Source organism: Phenylobacterium sp. (genome assembly GCF_004299445.1).
In the GTDB taxonomy this organism is placed as follows: Bacteria; Pseudomonadota; Alphaproteobacteria; order Caulobacterales; family Caulobacteraceae; genus Phenylobacterium.
This window is the reverse complement of sequence record NZ_SCTC01000070.1, coordinates 24961-44838: the sequence shown is the minus strand read 5'-3', so window position 1 is coordinate 44838 and position 19878 is coordinate 24961. Positions and strand designations below refer to the sequence as shown.

The window sequence follows — 19878 nt, the reverse complement described above, 5'->3', positions numbered from 1 at the left end:
CAGGAGAGCGTGTTCGCCGATTAGGCGTCATGCCGGGCCTCGGCGCAAGAACTCCCTACAGCCCCGAATCCTCGGGCAGCACCGGCGCCTCCCGCAGCAGGACGATGGCGATCCGCCGGTTGCCGGGCAGCATCGGGTCGTCGGGATAGAGCGGCTCGGACGCGGCCTTCCCCGAGACCTGATAGACCCGGTCGGCCTCCACGCCGGAACCCTGCAGCACCTTGCGCGAGGCGTCGGCGCGGGCCGACGACAGCGCCCAGTCGCCCTCGGGCTTGGCCCCGTTCGCGCTGGCGCTGGTGTGGCCGTAGATGCTGATCCGGTTGGGCAGCTGGTTGATGGTCTTCGAAATCGCCCGCAGCAGCACCTTGGCCCGGTCGTTCGGCTGGGCCGAACCCTGGTTGAACATCGAGCGACCTTCCTGGTCGATCAGCTGGATGCGCAGACCCTCAGGGGTTTCGTCGATGATGATGTTTTTCGACAGTTCGGCCAGCTCAGGCATCGACTGCAGCGCCTGGCGCAGCGACTGGGCGGCCGACTGGAAGGCGGCTTCCTCCCGCTTGGCCTGGGCCTCGGCCATGGCGGCGGCGGCGGCCTCCTCGGGCGTCTTGCCCTTGCTGCCTTCCTTGGAGTCGCCGGCGTTGGGATTCTGCGAGCTGGGGGCCAGTTCCTCGATCACGTCGCTGGAGCCGGCGCTCTTCGAGCCGTCCGATCCCAGGGCCGAGCCGCCCAGGATGCCGCCGGCGCCCGACATGGTCTGCGAGACGCTGGCCGGGGCGAAGTAGTCGGCGATGCCGCGCTTCTGCTCGGGCGAGGTGGTGTTGATCAGCCACATCAGCAGGAAGAAGGCCATCATGGCGGTCACGAAGTCGGCGTACGCGACTTTCCAGGCCCCGCCGTGGTGCCCGCCGCCGCCGCCCTTCTTGATCTTCTTGATGATGATCGGCTGTTCGCCCACAGCCATGGTTCACCCGCCTTAACTCTGATTCCGCCGCAAATTGCGGGAGGCGCGTTAAGATGGTGTTGCCCGCTGGTTGTTGGGGCCCGCTAGCCGTTGGGGATTGCCTTGGTCGTCCTGGAAACCGAACGCCTGAGCCTGCGCCAGGTCGAACTGGCCGACGCGCGCTTCATGCTGGAACTGCTCAACTCGCCGGGCTTCCTCGAGAACATCGGCGATCGCGGCGTCCGCGACGAGGACCAGGCCCGCGCCTACATTGAGGAGCGCGTCCTGGGCAGCTATCGCGACCACGGCTTCGGCATGTGGCTGGCGGTGCAGAAGGCCGACGGCGCGCCGGTGGGGCTGGCCGGTCTGGTTCGCCGCGAAGGATTGGAAACGCCCGACGTAGGTTACGCCTTCATCCAGAAGGTCTGGGGCCGCGGCTACGCCCAGGAGGCGGCCGCCGCCGTCCTGGCCCACGCCCAGGGGCCGATGGGCATCCCCAAGCTGGCGGCGATCACCACTCCGGAGAACTTCGCCTCGATGGCTGTGCTGCGGAAGATCGGCTTCATCTACCGGGGCATGATCCAGCTGCCCGGAATCGATCGCGAGAGCACGTACTTCACGGCGGGCGACTGACGCGCCGCGGGCGCGGGCGGCTCGCCGATTCTTCCCTTCACTTTCGTCGGGGAAGGAAGCTAGGCCGTGGCGCAGGTTCAGCAGAGGCTCAATCCATGCAAACGCGGTTCGTCGAGGCCAACGGTTTCCGCTTCGCGGTCGATGAGGAAGGCGAGGGCGATCACCTGGCCCTCTGCCTCCACGGTTTCCCCGAGAGCCGGTTCTCCTGGCGCTTCCAGATGCCGGTGCTGGCGCAGATGGGCTACCGGGTCTGGGCGCCCGACCTGCGCGGCTATGGCGAGACCGAGCCCAAGCCCAAGGCGATGAAGGACTACCTCATCGACCGGCTGATGGAGGACGTGGGCGCGCTGATCGACGCCAGCGGCGCCAAGAAGGTCACCCTGATCGGCCACGACTGGGGCGCCGGCCTGGCCTGGGCCTTCGCCGCCAACCGCGTGCGGCCGTTGGAGCGGCTGGTGATCATGAACGTGCCGCACCCGGCGGTGATGGCGGCCCAGCTGCGCACCAACAAGGCTCAGCGCAAGAAGTCCTGGTACATGTTCTTCTTCCAGCTGCCCGGCGTGCCCGAGTGGACGCTGACGGCCAACGACGGCCGCGCCATCCGCCGCGCCTTCTTCGACATGGCCAAGGACAAGACCAACTTCGGTCCCGAGGTGCTGGAGCGTTACGCCAGGGACGCCCAGCGGCCGGGCGCGATCCGCGGCATGGTCAACTGGTACCGCGCGGCGCTGCGCCTGCAGGGCAAGATGGCCGGACCGTGGGATGTGATCGAGACGCCCACGCTCATCATCTGGGGCGAAGAGGATGCAGCCCTGGGGATCGAACTGCTGGACGGGACCGAGGAATACGTCCGCGACCTCACGATCCGCCGCCTGCCGGGCGTCTCGCACTGGGTCCAGCAGGAAGCCCCTCAGAAGGTGAACCCGATCCTGCAGGCGTGGCTTCCGTCGCTCGAGCCCTCCCTCCCTTAATGGGGAGGGACAGCTCGCTGCAGGCGAGCAGGGTGGGGAGGTGTTGATCCTCACCTGCCCCCCAGGACTAGCCCCGACTTCCCCACCCTGGCCGCTCGCGCGGCCTGTCACTCCCCACTAAGGGAGGGAAAGCGCCGGAAGGATCTGCTCCCCTAGCAGCGGTGCGATCGGGACGTCCGGCGGCGCCTTCGGATCGATCCAGAGAAGTTCCTCGATCTCGGCCTGGATCGCGATGTCGCCGGTGATCTCGACGATGTAGGCCGCAGACCGCACCGTCGCGCCAGGCTCGTTCGCCGCCGCCGCCTCGAAGCGACCCAGCAGCGTCGCCGAGAGCAGCTCGACCCCCAGTTCCTCCATCAACTCCCGCGCCAGGGCCTCCAGGTCGCTCTCGCCGGGCTCCAGTTTGCCGCCGGGCAGCATGAACCGTAGCGTCCGACGTTTGCGCACGGTGAGTAGCCGTCCCGTGGCGTCGCGGATGACAGCGCCGACCACCTCGACGATCATCGGGCCAATCCAAGAGAGGAAACGGCATGGGACGGGCGACCAAGGTGCTGGCCGAGGGCATCTATTTCGGCGAAGGGCCGCGCTGGCGTGAGGGCCGGCTGTGGTTCAGCGATTTCTACGCGCATGCGGTGAAGTCGGTGTCGCTGGCCGGCGACGTGCGCGTCGAGTTCGAGATCGACGACCGACCTTCGGGGCTGGGCTGGATGCCCGACGGCTCCATGCTGATCGTCTCCATGACCAGGCGCCAGGTCCTGCGCCGCACGGCGGACGGGGCGATCGTGGTCCACGCCGACCTGGGCCACATCGCCGACTTCCACTGCAACGACATGGTCGTCGATTCCGCGGGCGGAGCCTATGTCGGCAACTTCGGCTTCGACCTGGATGCGGCGATCGCGTCGCGCGGCGTCGAGAACGTGCTGGCCGATCATCCGACCGCGAAGCTGGCCTATGTGTCGCCGACCGGTGAGGTCCGCATCGCCGCCGAGGGCATGCACTTCCCGAACGGCCCGGTCATCACGCCCGACGGCAAGACTCTGATCCTGGGCGAGACCCTGGGCGCGGTGCTCACCGCCTTCGATATCGGCCCGGACGGCGCGTTGTCGAACCGCCGGGTCTGGGCCCCCACCAGCCCCAGCGTGCCCGATGGGATCTGTCTCGACGCGGACGGCGCGATCTGGATCGCCAATCCCATCGCCCCGATGTGCGTGCGGATCGCGGAGGGCGGCGAGGTGCTCGAGATCATCGACACCGGCCAGCCCTGCTATGCCTGCATGCTGGGCGGCGACGACGGCCGGACGCTGTTCATGCTCACCGCCGCCAGCTCGGATCACGAGGCCGCCGCGAAGACGGCGACGGGAAAAATCATCGTGGCGCGGGTGGACAGCCCGCGGGCCGGGCGGCCCTAGGCCCCGAGCAGCCGCGCCGCGCGCGGGGCGAAGTAGGTGATCACGCCCGCGGCGCCCGCGCGCTTGAACGCGCCCAGGCTCTCCAGGATCGAGCGTTCCTCGTCCAGCCAGCCGTTCTGGGCGGCGGCCATGATCATCGCGTACTCGCCCGAGACCTGGAACGCGAAGGTCGGCATCCCGAAGGCGTCCACCACCTGGCGCACGATGTCGAGGTAGGGCATCCCGGGCTTGACCATCACCATGTCGGCGCCCTCTGAGATGTCGAGGGCCACCTCGCGCAGCGCCTCGGCATGGTTGGCGTTGTCCATCTGGTAGGTCTTCTTGTCGCCCGGGTTGTCCACCGAGCCCGTGCCCAGCTTTCCCGAGCCGATGGCCTCGCGGTAGGGGCCGTAGAAGGCCGAGGCGTACTTGGCCGCATAGGACATGATCATCACGTCCTGCAGGCCCTCGCTCTCCAGCGCCTGGCGGATCGCGCCCACCCGGCCGTCCATCATGTCGGAGGGGGCGAGGATATCGCAGCCGGCCTTGGCCTGCATGACCGCCTGGCGGACCAGCGCCTCGATGGTCTCGTCGTTCAGGATGCGGCCGTCCTCAATCAGGCCGTCATGGCCGTGGTCGGTGAACGGATCCAGCGCCACGTCGCACATGATGCCGACCTCAGGCGCGGCGTCCTTCATGGCCTTCACGGCGTTGGCGACCACGCCGTTCGGATCGTGCGCGAGCTTGCCCGTCGCATCCTTCTTGGCCCCGTCGATGTGCGGAAAGACGGCGATGGCCGGTATACCCAGCGCCTTGGCCTCCTTGGCCGCCTTGGCGCACTCCTTGACCGACAGGCGCGCCACGCCCGGCATGGAGCCCACGGGGACCGTGCCTTCGCCCTCATGCACCACCATCGACCAGATCAGGTCGTTCGGCGTCAGCACCGTCTCGCGCACCATGCGTCGGACCCAGTCGGCCTGGCGCAGGCGGCGCATGCGAAGGGCGGGATAGGCGGCGAGGGGCGCGTTCGTCATGGCGGCGCATTTGCAGCCATGCCTTTCAAGACGCAAGCCCGCAGGCTCAGCAGTTGTGCAGCACGTGGCAGCGGATGCCTGGGTATCCCGACATTCCGGGCGCGTCGCGGTAGCGCTTCACGGCCTCGTTGCGGCGGGCTTCGCGGGCGAACTCGTCCGTACCCTCGTTCGGGTCGAAGGCGCGGTTCACGCCCCGGGCGATGGCCTGCTCCCGCTGACAGGCCGGGCCGGTCATGTCCGGATCGGCGACCGGGTCGCAGGCGCTGCGCATCCAGGGCCGGGGCCATTCGCCGTCGGCGAAGACCGGGCCGAACAGGTCGATGCCGCGGTCCTTTGCGCCGACCTCACTGGCGGGAGGGCCGACGTAGCGCGGCGTCACCGGAAAGACGGGTCTGATCACCGGAGCCGCCAGGGCGTCCTCCTGGTCGGCCCGCGACGGCGGCCGAGGCAGCTTCGCGACGTCGAGCAGTTGCACCACGACCGCGGGCGCAGCGGCGTCCTCCGGCGTGCGGTCCTGCCGGAACGCGAACCAGCCGAGAACCAGACCGTGCAGCAGGATCGACAGCACGAACACCAGGGTCCGCCGTCGCGTTCGCTCCGTCCCGACATTGCCGATCGCGACGGCGGCCATGCATGCAATCTCCCGCCCCACAGCCCAGCCGCCAAAAGCGACCGGCATGTGGCGCCGTGGCTCCAGATGGTGACCCAGCGGACGAGTTGACAGCCCGCGCCCGCCGCGCTCAACCGCTGGCATGGATTTCAACCTCTCAGACGACCAGCGGGCGATCGAGGACGCAGCGCGGGCCTTCGCGCTGGCCGAGCTGGCGCCGCACTCGGCGCGTTGGGACGAAGACAAGATCATGCCGCGCGAGGTCCTTCAGGCCGCGGCCGAGCTGGGCTTCGCCGGCCTCTACGTCCAGGAGGACGTGGGCGGCTCGGCCCTGGGCCGCCTCGACGCTTCGATCGTCTTCGAACAGCTCAGCTACGGCGACGTCTCGGTGGCGGCGTTCATCTCGATCCACAACATGGCTTCGTGGATGATCGACCGGTTCGGCTCGGACGACCTGCGCCGCCGCTACCTGCCCAAGCTGACCACGATGGAATTCGTGGCGTCCTACTGCCTGACCGAGCCCGGCTCGGGCTCGGACGCCGCCGCCATGAAGACCACCGCGATGAAGGACGGCGACCACTACGTCCTGAACGGCTCCAAGGCCTTCATCTCGGGCGCGGGCTATTCCGACGTCTACGTCGTCATGGCGCGCACGGGCGGGCAGGGGGCCAAGGGCGTCTCGGCCTTCGTCGTCGAGAACGGCGCGCCGGGTCTCTCGTTCGGCGCCCAGGAGCGCAAGATGGGCTGGAACGCCCAGCCGACCGCCATGGTGAACTTCGACGACTGCCGGGTCTCGGAGGCCAACCGGATCGGGGCCGAGGGCGACGGGTTCAAGTTCGCGATGGCAGGCCTGGACGGTGGGCGGATCAACATCGCCTCGTGCTCGCTGGGCGGCGCGGGCCTCGCGCTCGATACGGCCAAAAGCCACCTCGAGACGCGCAAGCAGTTCGGCCAGGCGCTGAAGGAATTCCAGGGCCTGCAGTGGCGCTTCGCCGACATGGCGACCGAGCTGGACGCCGCCCGCCTGATGGTGCGCCGCGCCGCCCATTCGCTGGACACGAAACACCCCAACGCGACCCAGCACTGCGCCATGGCCAAGCGCTTCGCCACCGACACGGGCTTCGAAGTGGCGAACCAGGCGCTGCAGCTTCACGGCGGCTACGGCTACCTGCGCGACTATCCGCTGGAGCGGATCGTGCGGGACCTGCGCGTCCACCAGATCCTCGAAGGGACCAACGAGATCATGCGCGTCATCACCGCGCGGGAGCTGTTCCGCCAATGAGCGATGCCCCCAGAATCGAGGACGAGGTCCTCTGCCGGATCGAGGGGAAGGTCGGCCGCATCACGCTGAACCGCCCGCAGGCGATCCACGCGCTGACCACGAACATGATCGCGCTGATGACCGAGGCCCTGCTGGCGTGGCGCGAGGATCCGGCCGTCGAGCTGGTGCTGATCGACCACGCCGGCGAGCGCGGGTTCTGCGCGGGCGGCGACATCCGGATGCTGGCCGAGAGCGGCGCCGGCGACGGCGCCAAGGCCCGCAAGTTCTTCTTCACCGAGTACCGGCTGAACCACCTGCTGTTCCATTACCCGAAGCCGCGGGTCGCGATCATGGACGGCATCACCATGGGCGGCGGCGTGGGCCTGTCGCGGCCGTGCCGGTTCCGCGTGGCCACCGAGCGGACCACCTTCGCCATGCCCGAGACCGGCATCGGCCTGTTCCCCGACGTCGGCGGGGGCTGGTACCTCAGCCGGATGCCCGACCACATCGGGCTGTGGCTGGCGCTGACCGGGGCCCGGATCAAGGCGGCCGACTGCGAGCTGCTGCAACTGGCCACGGACTACGTCGAGAGCGCCCGCATCCCGGACCTGAAGGCCGCCATCCTGGCCGAACCCCACCGCACCGAGGCGATCCTCACCGAGTTCGAAGGCGACGCCGGGCGGCCCGCGCTGGCCCAGCACCAGGACGAGATCGCCCGCATCTTCGCCGCGCCCAGCGTCGAGGCCATCGTCGAGGGCCTGGAGAACGCCGGCACCGATTGGGCCGCCGAGCAGCTCAAGGTGATGGCCACCAAGTCGCCCCAAACCATGAAGGTCGCCTTCCGGCAGCTGCAACTGGGCGCCCAGGCCAGCAGCTTCGCCGAGAACATGGCCATGGAGTACCGCATCGGCGCCCGGGTGGTGCAGCGCCACGACTTCCTCGAAGGCGTCCGCGCCGTGATCGTCGACAAGGACAACGCGCCGAGGTGGAGCGAGGCCCGGCCGCACGACGTGAGCGAGGCGACGCTCGACGCGATATTCGCCCCGCTCCCTTCCGATCAGGAATGGTCGCCTCTACGTTGACCGGCAAGGCGGCCAGGACCGGCCGCGGGGAGGAACCGAGATGCGAAAAAAGCTTCTGACGGGCGTGGCCCTGGCCCTTGTCCTGTCGGCCGGCATGGCCCAGGCCGCGCCGTCCGCCGCCGTCACCGCCGCGGTGGCCGACAAGGGCCGCCCCGAGGCCGACACCAAGCGTGACGCCGACCGCAAGCCTGCCGCCATGCTGGAGTTCGCCGGCGTGAAGCCCGGCGATACGGTCGTCGATTTCATTCCGGGCGGCGGCTACTTCACCCGCATCTTCGCCAAGACGGTGGGACCCAAAGGCCACGTCTACGCCATGGGCAACCCGCCGCCGCCGAACGCCACCGCGCCGCCGCCGATCGCGGCCGTGGCCGCCGACCCGCAGTACGGCAACATCACGATCGTCTCGATCGCCGGCGGCGACTTCAAGCTGGACAAGCCGGCCGACATCTTCTGGACGGCCCAGAACTTCCACGACCTCTACGCCCGCCAGCGCAACATCGACGTGCCGAAGGTGGTCAAGGCGATCTACGACAACCTCAAGCCCGGCGGCGTCTTCGTGGTCCTGGACCACCAGGGCGCGCCCGGCGCGCCCATCGACCCCGACGACAAGCTGCACCGCATCGACGGCGCCGCCGTCCGCAAGCAGGTCGAGGCGGCCGGCTTCAAGTTCGAGGCCGAGAGCAACGTCCTGCGCAACCCGGCCGACGACCACACCAAGATGGTCTTCGACCCGTCGATCCGTGGCCACACGGACCAGTTCATCTACAAGTTCCGCAAGCCCAGGTAGGGCGTCAGACCAAGAGGTATCCATGACCCGCGTTGCGTTCATCGGCCTGGGGAACATGGGCGGCGGGATGGCCGCCAACCAGGCGAAGGCGGGGCGCGAGGTCATGGCCTTCGACCTGTCGGCGGCGGCCCTCGACAAGGCTGTCGGCGCCGGCTGCGGCAAGGCCGCCTCGGTGGCCGAGGCCGTCAAATCGGCCGACGCTGTCATCACGATGCTGCCGGCCGGCCCGCACGTCCGTTCGGTCTACGCCGAACAGATCCTGCCCAACGCGCCGAAATCCGCGCTGCTGGTCGACTGCTCCACCATCGACGTCGAGAGCGCCCGCGCCGTGGCGTCCCAGGCCAAGGCCGCCGGTTTCCGCTTCGCCGACGCCCCGGTCTCGGGCGGCACGGCGGCCGCCGACGCGGGCACGCTGGCCTTCATGGTCGGTTGCGACGAGGCCGACTTCGCCGCGGTGGAAGAGGTCATCAAGCCCATGTCGCGCGCCACCATCCGGGCTGGCGACCACGGGGCGGGGCAGGCGGCCAAGATCTGCAACAACATGGTCCTCGGCATCTCGATGATCGGGGTCTGCGAGGCCCTGGCGCTGGCCGAGAAGCTGGGTCTGGACCCTGTGAAGTTCCACGAAATCTCGTCGCAGTCGTCGGGCCAGTGCTGGAGCCTGACCAGCTACTGCCCCTGGCCGGGCCCGGTGCCGACGGCGCCTTCGAATCGCAACTACGAGGGCGGGTTCGCCACCGGCATGATGCTGAAGGACCTCAAGCTGGCGCAGGAAGCCGCCGCGAAGGCCGGCGCGGCCACGCCGCTGGGGGCGACGGCGGAGGGGCTCTACGCCCTGTTTGATCGCTTGGGCGGCGGCGGCAAGGACTTCTCGGCGATTCTCGAAATGCTGCGCGGGAATACGCCGCAGGCGTGATCGCGGCGCCGCTAGGAGCGTGCGTTTGATCGGTGTCAACGACGGGTCCGATCACGAAATTTACGTACCCATTCACGAAAGGTGACGCCGGATTCACCTTCGTGTTTGTGGACAAGGTGAAATCCCGGCGCCAAAAGGCAGTCATATCTCAGGGGCCGGGGAAAGCGCGCTCACGTGCGCGCGACCGGGAACAAGTCGATGGATTACAGGGAAGCCTTCCAAACCGCCTTGGACCGTGTCCGGTCCGAGGGCCGCTACCGGGTCTTCGCCGACCTGAAGCGCCATCGAGGCGAGTTCCCGCGCGCCACCTGGACCCGTGACGACGGCACGACCCAGGACGTCACCGTCTGGTGCTCCAACGACTACCTCGGCCAGGGCCAGAATCCCGTCGTGCTGGACGCCATGCACGAGGCCATCGAAGCGGCCGGCGCCGGCTCGGGCGGAACCCGCAACATCTCGGGCACCACCCACTATCACGTCGAACTTGAGCGTGAGCTGGCCGACCTTCACCAGAAGGAATCGGCGCTGCTGTTCACCTCGGGCTACGTGTCGAACGAGGCGTCGCTGTCGACGCTCTACAAGATCCTGCCCGGGCTGCTCATCTTCTCCGACGAGCTGAACCACAACTCGATGATCAGCGGCATCCGCGCGGGCAAGCGCGAGCAGCGCATCGTCTTCCGTCACAACGACCTGCAACACCTGGAAGAGCTGCTGGCCGCCGCCGATCCGGCGGCGCCGAAGGTGATCGCCTTCGAAAGCGTCTACTCCATGGACGGCGACATCGCCGACATGCGCGGCACCGTGGCCCTTGCCAAGAAGTACGGCGCGCTGACCTATCTCGACGAGGTCCACGCGGTCGGCATGTACGGCCCGCGCGGCGCCGGTGTCGCCGAGCGTGACGGCGTCATGGCCGAGATCGACATCATCGAAGGCACGCTGGGCAAGGCGTTTGGCGTCATGGGCGGCTACATCGCCGCCGATGCGGTCATCTGCGACGCGATCCGCAGCTGGGCCGACGGCTTCATCTTCACCACCTCGCTGCCGCCGGCGCTGGCCGCCGGCGCCGTGGCCTCGATCCGCTATCTGAAGGAACACAACGAGGTCCGCGTGGCCCATCAGGCCCGGGCCGCGGCCCTGAAGGCCAAGATGCTGCGGGCCGGCCTGCCGGTCATGCCCTCGGTCAGCCACATCGTGCCGCTGCTGGTGGGCGATCCCGTCCACTGCAAGATGATCTCGGATATGCTGCTCGAAGAGCATGGCATCTACGTCCAGCCGATCAACTTCCCGACCGTGCCGCGTGGCACCGAGCGTCTGCGTTTCACGCCGTCGCCGGCTCACGACGACCGGATGATGGACGAGTTGGTCGAAGTGCTCGAGAAGCTCTGGGTCCACTGCAACATCGCCCGCGTGGGCGGCGTCGCGGCCTGACAACCGCTCATCGCTTTCCGGCTTTCCGACGCGGCTGCAGCCGTCGATGATGCGCGCCCTGTTTTAGCGGAACGCGTCCATGCTGAACCCGAAGACCTTGCCCTGGAGCGGCGGTTGCCGTTGCGGCCAGCTCCGCTTCGAGGTGACCGAGGCGCCGATGGTGACGATGGCCTGCCACTGCCGCGGCTGTCAGCAGATGACAGGCGGGCCGTATTCCCTCAGCACGCTGATTCCCAGGACCGGCTTCAAGGTCACGGCGGGAGACCCCGTCGTCGGCGGGCTGCATGGCGAATTCCGCCAGATGCACTGCGCCCATTGCCTCAGCTGGGTGTTCACCGAACCGCCGGGGATGCCGATGGTGAATGTGCGGTCGACCATGCTGGACGATGCCGCGCACGCTGCCCCCTATGTTGAAACCTACACGTCGGAAATGCTGCCCTGGGCGGGGACAGGCGCGCCATATCGGTTTGAGAAATTCCCGGAAGACGGCGCGTGGATGCCGATCGTCCAGGAATACATGGCCAAGGCCGCTGGCGTCGGCTGAGGCGGTCATCGGCGCACGAGTGGTGCGACAAGTGCGACCCGCGTCGGTTTGGCGCAATAGGAAAACAACCGAAGCGTGCTCAACTCTCACGCAGGAGTTGGTTCGAGCACAACCCGACGCGAGCCGGTTCCCGGGCGCCCCTGTTGTTGACGCAGGGGCGCTCTAAACCTCGCGGCGACCTGCGCTACTTCCGCCGACGCACGCCGCGGCCCAGGCCGATCTTCTTCGCGAACTCGGACCGACGCGCGGCGTAGGCCGGCGCCACCATCGGATAATCCGGGGGCAGGCCCCAGCGGCGGCGATAATCCTCGGGGCTCATGTCGTAGCGCGAGCGCAGATATCGCTTCAGCATCTTCAGCCTCTTCCCGTCCTCAAGGCAGACGATGTAGTCGTGCTGGACTGAGCGGCCGACCGGTACGGCGGGCTTCTGGCGTTCCTCGGGCGCGGCCGGGGCGGCGGCGCCGCTGACCAGCTGGGTCAGCGCGTGGTGCACCGAGCGGATGATATCGGGCACGGCGTCGGCGGTGACGGCGTTGCGACTGACATAGGCCGACACGATGCCGGCCCCCAGGCGCATCAACTCTTCGCCGGACAGTCCGCCGGTGTCGGATCCTACGCTCATGATCACCCTCTGCTTGATGTACGCGCACGATGAGGCCCGGCGCGGCGTCGCCCCCCGAGCCCTCGGGGGGCTCAACGCCATCGCGCGTGAAAGGTTCCGCAGAATTCCTGCGCACGGCTGCGGTTGGAGCCGGGAGCGATCAGGAGTAAAGGAGGCGCCTTCGCCGGACATAGATTCACGCGTCGCCCCAACGAAAGGCCTTGCCCTTGAACCTGCACGTGCAAACCCAGCCTTCCACCGAAGCGTTCTTCAAGGCCGACGTCGGCCAGGCTGATCCAGCGATCGCGAAGATCCTCGGTGCGGAGCTGACGCGCCAGCAGGAGCAGATCGAGCTGATCGCCTCCGAGAATATCGTCTCGAAGGCCGTCCTCGACGCCCAGGGCTCGGTGCTCACCAACAAGTACGCCGAGGGCTATCCAGGCAAGCGCTACTACGGCGGCTGCGAGGTCGTCGACGAGGCCGAGACGCTGGCGATCGAACGGGCCAAGCAGCTGTTCGGCTGCGAGTACGCCAACGTCCAGCCGCACTCGGGCAGCCAGGCGAACCAGGCCGTCTTCATGGTCACGATGACGCCCGGCGACACGTTCATGGGCATGAACCTCGACCACGGCGGCCACCTGACCCACGGCAAGTCGGTCAACCAGTCCGGCAAGTGGTTCAACCCCGTGGCCTACGGCGTGCGCGCCCAGGATCACCTGATCGACTACGACGAGGCCCGTGAGGTCGCGCTGGCCAACAAGCCCAAGGTGATCATCGCCGGCGGCTCGGCCTATTCCCGCCACATCGACTTCGCCAAATTCCGCGAGATCGCCGATGAGGTGGACGCGATCCTGATGTGCGACGTGGCCCACTATGCGGGCCTGATCGTGGCCGGCGAGTATCCCAACCCGTTCCCGCACGCCCACATCGTCACGACCACCACGCACAAGACCCTGCGGGGCCCGCGCGGCGGCCTGATCCTGACCAACTCCAAGAAGCTCAACACCAAGATCAACTCGGCGGTTTTCCCCGGCCTCCAGGGCGGCCCGCTGATGCACGTGATCGCCGCCAAGGCCGTCGCGTTCGGCGAGGCGCTGCGGCCCGAGTTCAAGACCTATGCGAAGCAGGTGATCGAGAACGCGCGCGCCCTGGCCGACAGCCTGCAGAGCGTGGGCTTCAAGATCGTCTCCAACGGCACCGACAGCCACCTGATGCTGGTGGACCTGACACCCAAGAACGTGTCCGGAGCCCAGGCCGAGATCGCGCTCGAGCGGGCCGGCATCACCACGAACAAGAACTCGATCCCAGGCGATCCGCTGCCGGCGATGCAGACCTCGGGCCTGCGCGTCGGCACGCCCGCCGGCACAACCCGAGGCTTCGGCGTCGCCGAGTTCCGCCAGGTCGGCAAGTGGATCGGCGAGGTCCTGGACGCGGTCGCGACCGGCGAAGACTCCTCCGCGGTCGAGGCGAAGGTGCGGTCGGAAGTGGTCGCCATGACGAGCCGCTTCCCCATCTACTCCTAATAGGGGTAAATGGCCGGGAAGGGGGCTAGATATGCGCTGCCCGTTCTGTGGTCACGACGAAACCCAGGTGAAGGACAGCCGACCGTCGGAAGACGGGGCGGCCATCCGTCGTCGCCGGCTGTGCCCGTCCTGCGAGGGGCGTTTCACAACCTTCGAGCGCGTTCAGCTGCGCGAACTCACGATCCTGAAGCGTTCGGGCCGGCGCGCGCCGTTCGATCGCGACAAGTTGGCCCGCTCGCTGTCGGTGGCCCTGCGCAAGCGCCCCGTCGAACCGGAACGCGTCGAACGCATGATCTCCACGATCGTTCGCCAGCTCGAGAGCATGGGCGAGACCGAGCTGCCGTCGTCGACCATCGGCGAGCTGATCATGAAGCATCTGAAGCAGCTCGATGACGTGGCCTACGTCCGCTACGCCTCGGTCTACCGCGACTTCCGCGAGACCAGCGACTTCGCCCAGTTCCTCAGCGAGGAAGGCCTCAGCGAGGCCCTCGCCGACGAGCGTTGAGAGCGCCGGCCCGCCAGGCCGACGCTCCCCGACTTACTTAAACAGTCGCTAGCAGAAGGCCGGCGCGACCGCGTCGATCTTGGCGCGTCCCTCGGGGCTGATCTCGCCCAGCGCCTTCAGAAAGCCCTGGTTGCGCAGCGCCGAGCCCAGGTACGTCCACCGCTGCGCCTGATGCTGCCGCGCCAGGAAGGTCTCGCGGTCGGCGTCAGGGAGCGTCCGGCCGATCGTGGCCTCCAGCGACGCCAGGTCCAGTTGCGTCTGCTGCGCCAGGCCGCCGTCGATGAAAGCGCCGATCGCCAGGAACGCGTCCACCGCGGCCAGCGTCTTCTCGGGCCCGGCCTTGGTCGCCAGCTCGTGGAAGACCATGGCGTCCAGCTTGGCGTGCTGGGACTCCTCCATCCAGTGGTGCTTGAGCAGGCTCTTGAACTGCGGGTCGAGACCCTCGTCGTCCTCCACGCTCTCCAGCCAGTGCTGCTGTGTGGCCCACTCGATCCCCAGGATGAACAGCGCCATGCCCAGGCCGCCATGACTGCGGATGGCCGACCCGATGTCCTCGGCCGGACCGATGAAGCCGCAGTCCACCTCAAAGCCGGCGCGGAAGGCCTGACGGAAACGGACGAAGAGCTCGATGTGCTTCATCTCTTCCGTCACGAAGTTGGCCAGCGCCTCTGTGCGGTGCGGGTCCTGATCGGGCGTCGAAGGCGCATGCTCTTCGATCACCGGCAGGATGCAGCGCTCCACCAGCTCGAACATGGCCAGGTAGCCGAAGCCTCGGATCTGGTTGAGTTTGAGCCGCTCGGCGGGCGTGAGGAACGACAGTTCCCCTGTGCGTGCAAAGCTCTCGGGCAGGAATGGCCGGGTGAAGTCCATCGGCTTGTCGGGGCCGATGATGTCCTCGATGCGCCAGTTCACGCGCTTCGAGATTTCGAGCAGGCGTTGGTAGTTGTGGCCTTGGATCATGGTTCTTCTCCTCGCGCGGACGCGCAGCCCCTCGGGGCGCGCTGGCCGCGATGGGTGAAGTCCGCCGCTAGTTGTTTGCGGTTGTCGGGTCGATGATCTGCGGGATCTCGGTAATGCGCGTCACCGGGAAGCCGCTGAGTTCGGCGTGGGTGTGGATCGTGTCCTCGCCGTCGGCGAGATAGATGCAGTACGTCCGGTCGCCAGCGACATAGCTCTGCTGCCACTGGACGGTCCCGCCGATCTTCTCGATCGCCTGGTTCGAAGCGCGAGCCACTCCGCACAGCTCGACAATGGACATGCCGCCTATGCCGGGAACATCCCGCTCGACCAGGAACCGTCTGAGTTGGGCCATGGCGCCGTCCCCTGCACTTCCCTCGATGACGTCACTGTCGCTGTCGCCCGGCCGGGACACAATCTAAACAATCTGGCTCTGACTAAAGCTTTTGCTTAGTAAGGTGGGATGGTTGCTCCCACCTACCTGAGGTCTCTCCAAGCCCTGGAACTGGCTGTCCGCAAAGGCTCCTTCGTCGGCGCCGCAGAGCGGTTGGGGATCACGCCGGCCGCCGTCGGTCAGCGAGTAAAGGCGTTGGAGGACTATCTGGGCGTGGAACTGCTCTCGCGGGGACGAGCGGGCCTGCGCGCCGCTCCGGGCCTGCAAACGGCCCTGCCGCATCTCGCGCGGGCCTTCGAGGCGCTTGACGCCGCGGCCCGCGAGCTCGAACTCCAGCGCGGCCACGAACTTCACATCGCCGCGGCCTCCGACTTTGTCGACCTCTGGCTGGCGCCGCGCCTGCATCGCTTCCGCGCCGAGCACCCGAACATCCGATTCAACATCAACGGCGAGGGCGACGCGCCCATGCGCCTCGGCCGCGTGGACTGCGAGATCAGCTACGGCGCGCCGCGTGACGGCGTGGCGACCGACCTGCTGTTCCGTGACTTCGTGGCGCCGATCACTTCCCCCGTGAACCTGGCGCGGACGGCCGGTATCGAAGCCAGAGCCCGGCTGGAAGGCTTTCCGCTGGTGCATCTCGATTTCTGCAAGGATGACCCTGCCGGCCTGTCGTGGCCCGACTGGGTGGCGGCCAACGGAGCCGCCCGCACGGCGCCGGAGCGCGGCATGCGATTCCGGCGGATCAGCGCGGCGCTCGATGCGGTGGCGGCGGATGCGGGGGTCACACTTTGCGGCCTCGCGCTGATCGGCGACCTGCTGGAAGCCGGTCAGGTGGGCTTGCCCTATCCGGTCAGCACGGGACGGTGGAGCCGGCACGGCTTCCGCGCCCGCTTCCGCGCCGACATGGAAGGACGCCGTCACGTTCAGCGTTTCCGCGAATGGCTTCTGGCCGAGAGCGCAGCCACCGCGGCGGCCCTGGCGCTCAGTGTGGGTGGGCCGCCCGACTGAGCCTGGCTTGGCGCCCCGGCGCTTCTCGGCCATGAACGGCGGCGAATGACGATCACCCTCAAGCTCGCGACGTCGCTGGACGCCCGGATCGCCACGGCCTCCGGCGAGAGCCGCTGGATCACGGGCGCGGCCTCCCGCGAGCAGGTGCACCGTCTCCGCGCCGCGCACGACGCCGTGGTGGTCGGCATCGAGACCGCGTTGGCCGATGATCCGGAGCTCACGGTGCGATTGCCGGGCTACACAGGCCGCCAGCCGGCGCGTGTGGTGCTGGACAGCCGCCAGCGGCTGTCGCCCGGCTGCAAGCTGGTCGCGACGGCTCGCGAGACCCCGACCTACGTTGTCACAACCGGCGCGCCCGATCCGGCCCTCGTCGACGCTGGTGTCAGGGTGATCGGGGTTCCGGCGACCGACGCGGCGCGTCCGCACCTCAAGAGCGTAGTGCAAGCTCTTGCCGCAGAAGGTCTTTCGAATCTCTTCGTCGAGGGCGGCGGGCAGGTCGCCGGCAGCTTTCTGCGCCATGGACTGGTCGACGCCATCGAGTGGTTCCGGGCGCCCATCGTCATAGGCGGCGAGGGTCGCCCGGCGATCGGCGACTTGGCCGTTGCGGCGTTGGCCGGGGCGCCCCATTTCCGGCGGGTGGAGGTCACTCAGCTGGGCGACGACCTCTGGGAACGTTACGCCCGCGTGGCATGAAGGGGGCTTGAGCTTTGTTCACCGGCATCGTCACCGACGTGGGTCGCATCCGCAGTGTTCGCGACACCAACCGTGACCGCCGTTTCGAGGTGGAGACGAAGTTCGATCTTTCCACCGTCGATATCGGCGCCTCGATCAGCCACGCCGGCTGCTGTCTCACCGTGGTGGAGAAGGGGCAGGGCTGGTTCGCCGTCGAGGTCTCGGGCGAGACCCTGGGCCTGACCACCCTGTCCGACTGGCATGAAGGTCGGCCGGTGAACCTGGAACGCGCCGCCAGGGTGGGCGACGAGCTGGGCGGCCACATCGTCTCGGGTCACGTCGACGGCGTCGGCGAAGTGCTGTCCATCGAGAGCGAGGGCGGTTCGCACCGCGTGAAGGTGCGCGTCCCCCGTCCCCTGCACCGATTCATCGCGCCCAAGGGTTCGATCACCGTCGAAGGTGTGTCGCTGACGGTCAACGAGGTCGAGGACGACGTGTTCGGCGTGAACCTGATCCCCCACACCTGGGACGTGACCACGCTGGGAACCCTGAAGGTCGGAAGCCGCGTGAACCTGGAGATCGACATGCTGGCGCGATATCTCGCCCGCTGGCGAGAAACGGCCTAAGAGCAGCATCCAATAGCTGCCCAAGGACGATCTATGAGCGACGAACCGATCCGAATCCTCATCGTGGAAGCCCGCTTCTACGACGACCTGGCCGACGCCCTGCTCGAAGGCGCGACCCAGGCGCTGAGCGCGTTCGGCGCCGAGTACGAGGTCGTCACGGTCCCGGGCGCGCTGGAAATCCCCGGCGCCATCGCCCTGGCCGAAGAGGCCGGGCACAAGCCGACGGGCGTGCGTTATGACGGCTACGTGGCCCTGGGGTGCGTCATCCGCGGCGAGACCTATCACTTCGAGATCGTCTCGAACGAGAGCGCCCGCGGGATCATGGACCTGACCACAGGCAAGCGCCTCTGCATCGGCAACGGCATCCTGACGACGGAAGACGAGGACCAGGCCTGGGCCCGGGCGCGCTTCAGCGAAGGCGACAAGGGTGGCGGCGCGGCCCGCGCGGCCCTGACGATGATCGCGCTCAAGCAGCAGCTGATGGGCGGCAAGCGATGAGCCAGCACGCGTCCCGTTCGGTCGCGCGCCTGGCCGCCGTCCAGGCCCTCTACCAGATGGAGGTCTCGGCCATCGGCGTCGAGCACGTGATCCGGGAGTTCACCGAGCACCGCTTCGACCGCGCCCTGGAAGGGGTCGAAGGCGAGGGCGACACCCTGGCCTCGGCCGACGAGAGCTTCTTCGCCGAGCTGGTGCGGGGCGTGGTCGCCGAGCAGCGACGCGTCGACGCCGCGATCGTCAAGCGCCTGGCCGAGAACTGGAAGCTGGACCGGCTGGACGCGACGGTTCGCGCCATCCTGCGCGCCGGCGCCTTCGAGCTGGCCCACCGCCCCGACGTGCCGACCGAAGTGGTGATCGACGAGTACGTCGACGTCGCGAAGAGCTTCTTCGAGGGGACCGAGCCGGGCTTCGTGAACGGGGCCCTGGACGCCGTGGCCCGGGACGTCCGCAAGGGCTGAAGCGCCCGCCACGCAACCGCCACCGAATCTGCCTCAGATGGGGTGGTCCCGAAGTTGGCGGAGAGACGAGGCCGATGTCCGAGCCGCCCAGATCGCTCGACGAGTTCGGAGAGATCGCCCGACTGTTCCTGCCGCTGGCCCGCGGCGCGCCGGGCGCGTTCGAGCTGAAGGACGACGCCGCCGTCATCCCGCAGCGCCCCGGCCACGACACGGTGGTGACCAAGGACGCCATCGTCGAGAGCGTCCACTTTCCGACCGGCGAGGCGCCTGACCTCGTGGCCCGCAAGCTGGTCCGGGTGAACCTCTCCGATCTGGCCGCCAAGGCCGCTGAGCCGTTCGCGGCCTTTCTCGCGGTGAGCTGGCCCGCGCACTACACCCTGCGCGACCGCGAGCGCTTCGTGCTGGGCCTGGCCTCGGACCTTGAGGCGTTCAACGTCGACCTCCTGGGCGGCGACACGACATCGACCCCGGGCCCGTTCACCTGCAGTCTCACCGCCATGGGTTGGGTCCCGACCGGGCGCATGATCCGACGCGCCGGCGCCCGCCCGGGTGACCGGGTCCTGGTCTCGGGCGCCATCGGCGACGCCACCCTGGGCCTGGCCGCGATCCAGGGCGAGGTGTCGGACCCGGACGGCCGGCTGGTCCACCGCTACCGCGTCCCGGAGCCGAGGCTGGATCTGCGCGCCACCCTGCGCCGCCACGCCACGGCCGCGGCCGACGTCTCCGACGGCCTGATCGCCGACGCCCGCCATATCGCCGAGGCCAGCGGCGTCGGCCTGATGCTCGACCTGGACCAGATCCCGCTGTCAGGCGCCGCCGCAACCTGGCTGGAAGGCCAGGAGGACGTCGCCGCCTCGCTTTTGCGCCTGGCCACCGGCGGAGACGACTACGAGATCGTCTGCACCATGCCCTCGGGCGCGACCCGGCCCCGCGGTTTCACCGTCATTGGCGAGGTGCGCGAAACTCCTGGCCTTGAGGTCCGCGCCGCCGGCCGGATCGTGGACCCCGGCGCGGGCGGCTGGACGCACGGCTGAGGCGGTCT

General features: G+C 68.3%; 24 protein-coding genes. 17 read left to right on the top strand and 7 right to left on the bottom strand.

Annotated features, from left to right (window positions below; all coding sequences use genetic code 11):
* Positions 1 to 55: 55 nt before the first annotated feature.
* Positions 56 to 961: a flagellar motor protein MotB gene (locus EPN98_RS19895; RefSeq protein WP_293364669.1), complete on the bottom strand. Its 906-nt coding sequence runs from the start codon at positions 959 to 961 to the stop codon at positions 56 to 58.
* A gap of 102 nt (positions 962 to 1063) precedes the next feature.
* Between EPN98_RS19895 and EPN98_RS19890 the strand changes: the two genes are divergently transcribed.
* Both EPN98_RS19890 and EPN98_RS19885 read left to right on the top strand, forming a co-directional pair.
* On the top strand, positions 1064 to 1573 hold the full coding sequence (locus tag EPN98_RS19890; protein ID WP_293364668.1) for a GNAT family N-acetyltransferase: 510 nt from the start codon (positions 1064 to 1066) through the stop codon (positions 1571 to 1573).
* Between the two features lie 95 nt (positions 1574 to 1668).
* Positions 1669 to 2544 carry an alpha/beta hydrolase gene (locus EPN98_RS19885; RefSeq protein WP_293364667.1) on the top strand — a complete coding sequence of 292 codons (876 nt, stop codon included), beginning with the start codon at positions 1669 to 1671 and terminating at the stop codon, positions 2542 to 2544.
* Between the two features lie 117 nt (positions 2545 to 2661).
* Here EPN98_RS19885 and EPN98_RS19880 read toward each other — a convergent pair whose 3' ends face one another.
* On the bottom strand, positions 2662 to 3048 hold the full coding sequence (locus tag EPN98_RS19880; protein ID WP_293364666.1) for an NUDIX domain-containing protein: 387 nt from the start codon (positions 3046 to 3048) through the stop codon (positions 2662 to 2664).
* Between the two features lie 26 nt (positions 3049 to 3074).
* Between EPN98_RS19880 and EPN98_RS19875 the strand changes: the two genes are divergently transcribed.
* Complete coding sequence (locus EPN98_RS19875) at positions 3075 to 3953, top strand: SMP-30/gluconolactonase/LRE family protein (protein WP_293364665.1); 879 nt, start codon at positions 3075 to 3077, stop codon at positions 3951 to 3953.
* On the opposite strand, the gene hemB is transcribed toward EPN98_RS19875, so the two are convergent.
* Both hemB and EPN98_RS19865 read right to left on the bottom strand, forming a co-directional pair.
* On the bottom strand, positions 3950 to 4966 hold the full coding sequence (gene hemB / locus EPN98_RS19870) for a porphobilinogen synthase (RefSeq protein WP_293364664.1): 1017 nt from the start codon (positions 4964 to 4966) through the stop codon (positions 3950 to 3952). The genes EPN98_RS19875 and hemB overlap by 4 nt on opposite strands.
* A 46-nt stretch (positions 4967 to 5012) precedes the next feature.
* Positions 5013 to 5597: a hypothetical protein gene (locus tag EPN98_RS19865; RefSeq protein WP_293364663.1), complete on the bottom strand. Its 585-nt coding sequence runs from the start codon at positions 5595 to 5597 to the stop codon at positions 5013 to 5015.
* Between the two features lie 121 nt (positions 5598 to 5718).
* Between EPN98_RS19865 and EPN98_RS19860 the strand changes: the two genes are divergently transcribed.
* The 6 genes from EPN98_RS19860 (at position 5719) to EPN98_RS19835 (ending at position 11594) form a co-directional block, all read left to right on the top strand.
* Positions 5719 to 6858 (top strand): isobutyryl-CoA dehydrogenase, encoded by a 1140-nt coding sequence (locus EPN98_RS19860; protein WP_293364662.1) that lies wholly within the window; start codon positions 5719 to 5721, stop codon positions 6856 to 6858.
* Complete coding sequence (locus tag EPN98_RS19855) at positions 6855 to 7919, top strand: enoyl-CoA hydratase/isomerase family protein (RefSeq protein WP_293364661.1); 1065 nt, start codon at positions 6855 to 6857, stop codon at positions 7917 to 7919. The genes EPN98_RS19860 and EPN98_RS19855 overlap by 4 nt, the downstream gene beginning before the upstream one ends.
* Before the next feature lie 40 nt (positions 7920 to 7959).
* The gene (locus tag EPN98_RS19850; RefSeq protein ID WP_293364660.1) at positions 7960 to 8706 is read left to right on the top strand and encodes a methyltransferase; all 747 of its coding nucleotides are present in this window, start codon (positions 7960 to 7962) and stop codon (positions 8704 to 8706) included.
* A 22-nt stretch (positions 8707 to 8728) separates the two neighbouring features.
* A complete protein-coding gene (mmsB, locus tag EPN98_RS19845) occupies positions 8729 to 9622 on the top strand; it encodes a 3-hydroxyisobutyrate dehydrogenase (protein ID WP_366558503.1) in 894 nt (297 codons plus the stop codon).
* A 198-nt stretch (positions 9623 to 9820) separates the two neighbouring features.
* On the top strand, positions 9821 to 11050 hold the full coding sequence (gene hemA, locus EPN98_RS19840) for a 5-aminolevulinate synthase (protein ID WP_293364658.1): 1230 nt from the start codon (positions 9821 to 9823) through the stop codon (positions 11048 to 11050).
* A gap of 79 nt (positions 11051 to 11129) precedes the next feature.
* The gene (locus tag EPN98_RS19835; protein ID WP_293364657.1) at positions 11130 to 11594 is read left to right on the top strand and encodes a GFA family protein; all 465 of its coding nucleotides are present in this window, start codon (positions 11130 to 11132) and stop codon (positions 11592 to 11594) included.
* Positions 11595 to 11778: 184 nt separating this feature from the next.
* Here the strand turns inward: EPN98_RS19835 and EPN98_RS19830 are convergent, their stop codons facing one another.
* Positions 11779 to 12216 (bottom strand): MucR family transcriptional regulator, encoded by a 438-nt coding sequence (locus EPN98_RS19830; protein WP_293364656.1) that lies wholly within the window; start codon positions 12214 to 12216, stop codon positions 11779 to 11781.
* A gap of 212 nt (positions 12217 to 12428) precedes the next feature.
* On the opposite strand from EPN98_RS19830, the gene glyA reads away from it, so the two are divergent.
* Both glyA and nrdR read left to right on the top strand, forming a co-directional pair.
* Positions 12429 to 13718 (top strand): serine hydroxymethyltransferase, encoded by a 1290-nt coding sequence (glyA, locus tag EPN98_RS19825; RefSeq protein WP_293364680.1) that lies wholly within the window; start codon positions 12429 to 12431, stop codon positions 13716 to 13718.
* 31 nt (positions 13719 to 13749) lie between these two features.
* Positions 13750 to 14223 carry a transcriptional regulator NrdR gene (gene nrdR, locus EPN98_RS19820; RefSeq protein ID WP_293364655.1) on the top strand — a complete coding sequence of 158 codons (474 nt, stop codon included), beginning with the start codon at positions 13750 to 13752 and terminating at the stop codon, positions 14221 to 14223.
* A gap of 48 nt (positions 14224 to 14271) precedes the next feature.
* Here nrdR and EPN98_RS19815 read toward each other — a convergent pair whose 3' ends face one another.
* Together EPN98_RS19815 and EPN98_RS19810 are read right to left on the bottom strand one after the other, a co-directional pair.
* Positions 14272 to 15183 carry a hypothetical protein gene (locus EPN98_RS19815; protein ID WP_293364654.1) on the bottom strand — a complete coding sequence of 304 codons (912 nt, stop codon included), beginning with the start codon at positions 15181 to 15183 and terminating at the stop codon, positions 14272 to 14274.
* Positions 15184 to 15250: 67 nt separating this feature from the next.
* Entirely contained in the window at positions 15251 to 15535 is a 285-nt protein-coding gene (locus tag EPN98_RS19810; protein ID WP_293364653.1) for a DUF4242 domain-containing protein, read from the bottom strand.
* Positions 15536 to 15643: 108 nt separating this feature from the next.
* Between EPN98_RS19810 and EPN98_RS19805 the strand changes: the two genes are divergently transcribed.
* From EPN98_RS19805 to thiL, 6 genes are all read left to right on the top strand, one after another.
* Entirely contained in the window at positions 15644 to 16582 is a 939-nt protein-coding gene (locus EPN98_RS19805; RefSeq protein ID WP_293364652.1) for a LysR substrate-binding domain-containing protein, read from the top strand.
* Between the two features lie 45 nt (positions 16583 to 16627).
* Positions 16628 to 17275 carry a RibD family protein gene (locus EPN98_RS19800; RefSeq protein WP_293364651.1) on the top strand — a complete coding sequence of 216 codons (648 nt, stop codon included), beginning with the start codon at positions 16628 to 16630 and terminating at the stop codon, positions 17273 to 17275.
* 14 nt (positions 17276 to 17289) lie between these two features.
* On the top strand, positions 17290 to 17880 hold the full coding sequence (locus EPN98_RS19795; RefSeq protein ID WP_293364650.1) for a riboflavin synthase: 591 nt from the start codon (positions 17290 to 17292) through the stop codon (positions 17878 to 17880).
* A gap of 33 nt (positions 17881 to 17913) precedes the next feature.
* The gene (gene ribH, locus EPN98_RS19790; protein ID WP_293364649.1) at positions 17914 to 18378 is read left to right on the top strand and encodes a 6,7-dimethyl-8-ribityllumazine synthase; all 465 of its coding nucleotides are present in this window, start codon (positions 17914 to 17916) and stop codon (positions 18376 to 18378) included.
* Positions 18375 to 18836, top strand: a complete 462-nt coding sequence (gene nusB, locus EPN98_RS19785; protein ID WP_293364648.1) for a transcription antitermination factor NusB — start codon at positions 18375 to 18377, stop codon at positions 18834 to 18836. Before ribH ends, nusB begins: the two co-directional genes overlap by 4 nt.
* A 74-nt stretch (positions 18837 to 18910) precedes the next feature.
* Complete coding sequence (thiL, locus tag EPN98_RS19780; RefSeq protein WP_293364647.1) at positions 18911 to 19870, top strand: thiamine-phosphate kinase; 960 nt, start codon at positions 18911 to 18913, stop codon at positions 19868 to 19870.
* Positions 19871 to 19878: the final 8 nt, after the last annotated feature.

What these genes read in the sequence shown, in the direction of transcription:
- EPN98_RS19895 (WP_293364669.1), bottom strand. Translation starts at nt 961, where the DNA reads ATGGCTGTGGGCGAACAGCCGATCATCATCAAGAAGATCAAGAAGGGC.
- EPN98_RS19885 (WP_293364667.1), top strand. Translation starts at nt 1,669, where the DNA reads ATGCAAACGCGGTTCGTCGAGGCCAACGGTTTCCGCTTCGCGGTCGAT.
- EPN98_RS19880 (WP_293364666.1), bottom strand. Translation starts at nt 3,048, where the DNA reads ATGATCGTCGAGGTGGTCGGCGCTGTCATCCGCGACGCCACGGGACGG.
- EPN98_RS19875 (WP_293364665.1), top strand. Translation starts at nt 3,075, where the DNA reads ATGGGACGGGCGACCAAGGTGCTGGCCGAGGGCATCTATTTCGGCGAA.
- hemB (WP_293364664.1), bottom strand. Translation starts at nt 4,966, where the DNA reads ATGACGAACGCGCCCCTCGCCGCCTATCCCGCCCTTCGCATGCGCCGC.
- EPN98_RS19865 (WP_293364663.1), bottom strand. Translation starts at nt 5,597, where the DNA reads ATGGCCGCCGTCGCGATCGGCAATGTCGGGACGGAGCGAACGCGACGG.
- EPN98_RS19860 (WP_293364662.1), top strand. Translation starts at nt 5,719, where the DNA reads ATGGATTTCAACCTCTCAGACGACCAGCGGGCGATCGAGGACGCAGCG.
- EPN98_RS19855 (WP_293364661.1), top strand. Translation starts at nt 6,855, where the DNA reads ATGAGCGATGCCCCCAGAATCGAGGACGAGGTCCTCTGCCGGATCGAG.
- EPN98_RS19850 (WP_293364660.1), top strand. Translation starts at nt 7,960, where the DNA reads ATGCGAAAAAAGCTTCTGACGGGCGTGGCCCTGGCCCTTGTCCTGTCG.
- mmsB (WP_366558503.1), top strand. Translation starts at nt 8,729, where the DNA reads ATGACCCGCGTTGCGTTCATCGGCCTGGGGAACATGGGCGGCGGGATG.
- hemA (WP_293364658.1), top strand. Translation starts at nt 9,821, where the DNA reads ATGGATTACAGGGAAGCCTTCCAAACCGCCTTGGACCGTGTCCGGTCC.
- EPN98_RS19835 (WP_293364657.1), top strand. Translation starts at nt 11,130, where the DNA reads ATGCTGAACCCGAAGACCTTGCCCTGGAGCGGCGGTTGCCGTTGCGGC.
- EPN98_RS19830 (WP_293364656.1), bottom strand. Translation starts at nt 12,216, where the DNA reads ATGAGCGTAGGATCCGACACCGGCGGACTGTCCGGCGAAGAGTTGATG.
- nrdR (WP_293364655.1), top strand. Translation starts at nt 13,750, where the DNA reads ATGCGCTGCCCGTTCTGTGGTCACGACGAAACCCAGGTGAAGGACAGC.
- EPN98_RS19815 (WP_293364654.1), bottom strand. Translation starts at nt 15,183, where the DNA reads ATGATCCAAGGCCACAACTACCAACGCCTGCTCGAAATCTCGAAGCGC.
- EPN98_RS19810 (WP_293364653.1), bottom strand. Translation starts at nt 15,535, where the DNA reads ATGGCCCAACTCAGACGGTTCCTGGTCGAGCGGGATGTTCCCGGCATA.
- EPN98_RS19805 (WP_293364652.1), top strand. Translation starts at nt 15,644, where the DNA reads ATGGTTGCTCCCACCTACCTGAGGTCTCTCCAAGCCCTGGAACTGGCT.
- EPN98_RS19800 (WP_293364651.1), top strand. Translation starts at nt 16,628, where the DNA reads ATGACGATCACCCTCAAGCTCGCGACGTCGCTGGACGCCCGGATCGCC.
- ribH (WP_293364649.1), top strand. Translation starts at nt 17,914, where the DNA reads ATGAGCGACGAACCGATCCGAATCCTCATCGTGGAAGCCCGCTTCTAC.
- nusB (WP_293364648.1), top strand. Translation starts at nt 18,375, where the DNA reads ATGAGCCAGCACGCGTCCCGTTCGGTCGCGCGCCTGGCCGCCGTCCAG.
- thiL (WP_293364647.1), top strand. Translation starts at nt 18,911, where the DNA reads ATGTCCGAGCCGCCCAGATCGCTCGACGAGTTCGGAGAGATCGCCCGA.